This is a genomic window from Nevskia soli, assembly GCF_903970205.1.
GTDB lineage: Bacteria > Acidobacteriota > Terriglobia > Bryobacterales > Bryobacteraceae > Bog-113.
Genome location: NZ_CAJCHS010000165.1, coordinates 1 through 3,129 on the forward strand (window position 1 = coordinate 1; position 3,129 = coordinate 3,129).

At 63.4% G+C, this 3,129-nt stretch carries 3 protein-coding genes; all 3 read left to right on the forward strand.

Translation table 11 applies throughout. From position 1 onward, the window contains the following. Positions 1–427: type III-A CRISPR-associated RAMP protein Csm3 (gene csm3 / locus H1Y01_RS07505; RefSeq protein WP_180539823.1), on the forward strand; the 427-nt coding region annotated here is incomplete at its 5' end. A gap of 15 nt (positions 428–442) precedes the next feature. Next, positions 443–1,870, forward strand: coding sequence for a type III-A CRISPR-associated RAMP protein Csm4 (csm4, locus tag H1Y01_RS07510; RefSeq protein ID WP_180539824.1), 1,428 nt, complete (start codon positions 443–445; stop codon positions 1,868–1,870). After that, positions 1,867–2,958 (forward strand): type III-A CRISPR-associated RAMP protein Csm5, encoded by a 1,092-nt coding sequence (csm5, locus tag H1Y01_RS07515; protein ID WP_180539825.1) that lies wholly within the window; start codon positions 1,867–1,869, stop codon positions 2,956–2,958. Before csm4 ends, csm5 begins: the two co-directional genes overlap by 4 nt. Positions 2,959–3,129: the final 171 nt, after the last annotated feature.

Below are 3,129 nucleotides of genomic sequence, written 5' to 3' on the forward strand. Positions count from 1 at the left end.
CGACGCGCCGCTCGATCTCGACAGCATCACGCCGCAAATGCGTGAAAATCTGGATGACGAGCTGACCGAAGTGAAGAGCGAAAACGCGATCGATCGCATCACTTCACAAGCCAACGCCCGCACCTTTGAACGCGTTCCCGCGGGCGCCCGCTTCCGCACCCGTTTCGTGATGGACGTCCTTTGCGAAGAAGATGCGCCGCTGCTAAACCTGTTGGTTCAAGGCCTGCGTCTTCTTGAAGATGACGCCCTGGGCGGCGGCGGATCGCGCGGCAGTGGACGCGTCCGGTTCAGCGACCTCAAACTGAACTGGCGCAGCAAAGACTATTACTCGACCGGCAAAGCGGAGTCGGAACTCGCCGCCGGTGCTGACGTCGGCGCGTTCCAGACAGCGGTCAACGAGAAGGGCAGCGCCTTCCTGACGGCGTAAAGAGGCTCGAGCAAAATGGCCATGTCTCGTCAGGGCATGCTGGTGAAACTGCGGCCCTCGCGGCCGTGGCGGATCGGCCCGCCATCCGGAGAGCGCGATCGCGTCGACCTGATTTATCACAGCGACACGCTCTACTCCGCCATCACGCACTCGATGCGCCTGCTCGGCCGCCTCGAGTATTGGCTCGAAACGACGGCGCGCGCGGAAGGCAGTTCGCCCATCCGGTTCACGTCGATGTATCCGTATTTCGGAGACACGCTCTACTGCACGCCGCCCCGACACATTTGGCCGCCCGCGCCATCGGTCCGCGTCCCGTATTCCGGCGCGCGCTTCGTTCCCATGTCGCTTGTCGAATCGATCTTCGCCGGCAAGCCGCTGCAGGACGATCGGTGGAATGTCGACGGCGCGAGCCAGTGCCTGGTGCCGTCGGGCAAGTCCGGCCCGTTCCGCGTTGCGGTTCGACGCTCCGCCGCAGTCGATCGCTGGACCGGCGCCTCGCACCCGCACGAGACGGCGTGCATCGAGTTCGGCCCAAAGTCAGGTCTCTGGTTCGCCGTCGCGTTCGATGACGCGTTCACGCGCGATCAATGGAGCGAGTCGTTGCGCGGCGCGATCCGTCTGTTAGCCGACTCCGGCTTCGGCGGCGAACGTTCCCGAGGCTGGGGACGCGCTCACGCGCCCGAGTTCCGCGATGGCGTTCTTCCGCAGATGATCTATAAAGGTGCAGCCGGCGCCTCCACAGTCAACTGGCTGCTCTCGCTCGTCGTCCCCGCCCAAGGCGATGACGTCGAATGGGATCGCGGCAGTTATCACGCGACTGTTCGGGGCGGACACATCGACAGCAGTTCCGGTAGCGGCGCGGCCAAAAAGCTGCTAACCATGGTCGCGGAGGGTTCCGTGCTTTTCGCCAACACACTTGAAGGTAGTGCCCCGGACGTCGCGCCGGATGGATTTGCTCACCCCGTCTATCGTGCGGGTTGGGCGTTCTCGCTGGCCGTTCCGGCAGAAGTGCCTCGCCAGATGGAGACGGTAACGCCCGCGCCCATGGACGCTGCCGACGCCAAAGAAGAGGCCGCGCAAGAAGAGTTATCGGACGAGACCGGCATCCCCGATGACGTCGAACAAGAGAGCACCGACATTTCGCACCTCGATCTGGATGCGCCCGTCGGCGTGGATTACGCCACCGAAACGGAAGAGCTGCCGCGCGAAATTCCGACGACGGACGAAGAGCTCGAGCGGCTCGAAATGGACGACAACGGCGGCCCGGATGACGACGTTGCGCCGCCCCTGCACGACCCCGGTCCGATGGAGCCGCCCTTCAGCGAACCGAGCGACATGAGCCCCTTCGACCCGGATGGCGTCCCCGGCGAGGGCGATGATAACGACGGCGAAGGCGAACAGCCGCCCGGACCGAATCCGGACGAGAAGGATCCCGTCGAGTGAACTATCGCGTCACCTGTGTGACTCCGTTGTTAGTCGGCGGCGGCCAGCGCCTCGCCGCCATCGACTACATGGTCTGGAAGGATCAGGTCAACGTACTCGACCAGACCCGCATCTTCAAACTGCTCAGTCGCGGTCCGCGCCTCGAAGGCTATTTGACCCAGCTGCGCAAAGCGACGAAACTTGACTTCGCCTCGTGGGGCGGCTTCGCGCAGAACTATGCCGGACGCCGCATCCCTTTCGAGCACGCATCGATGTCGAAGCATCTGGATCGCGCGCAAGGCGATTCGCTCAACATCCCGCTGTTTGCCGCCGGCACGAACGGCCCGTTTCTGCCCGCAACTTCAGTCAAAGGCGCACTCCGCACCGCGCTGTTGCACTCGCGCTGGAAAGATTCGGTCGCTCCCGAACTCGTGGGGAAGCGCCGCCCTGGTCTGGCCGCTGAAGATCAGCTGCTCGGCCCGAGCAGCACCAACCGCATGCGCTGGGCCGGCTTGTCGGACTCCGGTACGGTTGGTTACGACGCGTTCAAGGTCTATTTGATCCGCGTGTCCACGCTGCAAGCGCGCCAGCCCGGACAATACGCGCTCGGATGGAAGCCCAACCCGATCTTCGCCGAGATGGCGCAACCCGGCACCACCTTCACCGGAACCTGGAACGAGCACCAGTTTCTGAATAGCGCTGAAGTCCGGCGCGAGTTGCGCTGGTCGCAGCCCATGGACCGCGCGCACCTGTTCACCGCTGCCAACGAATACGCGCGGAAGGTGCTCGATCTGCATGCGCGGTACGCTTCGATCCCTGGCCTCGAGCGATTGAACGGCCAGATCCAGCAACTGGAGGCGCGTCTCGCGGAGGCGGCGGGGCGGGGAACTTGTCTGCTCCCGATTGGTTGGGGCGGAGGCTACTTAGGTAAGAGCGCTTTACTCGATACCGCGACCGAAGGGGCTCGCGCGATTCTTGGTGCGGTACCTACCTATGAGAAGGCCGTGAAAAGCGGGCTGCCGTTTCCGAAGACGCGGCACATTGTGTTCGAGCAGGATCAGCCGGCGAATTTGCCGGGTTGGGTGGAGTTGGCGATCGATGGCAACTGATCAGGCCGTTAGCCCGTGTAAGTACAACGTGATCGACACTCCTCAGCGAACCTAGGTAGGATGATAAGGAGTCCATCATGAAGGCCGTAGAGTTCGAAAGTACGATCACGCCGGAAGGCGAAATCGTGATTCCACGCGAGATTGCCGTCGAGATCCCGGCCGGTGAACAGC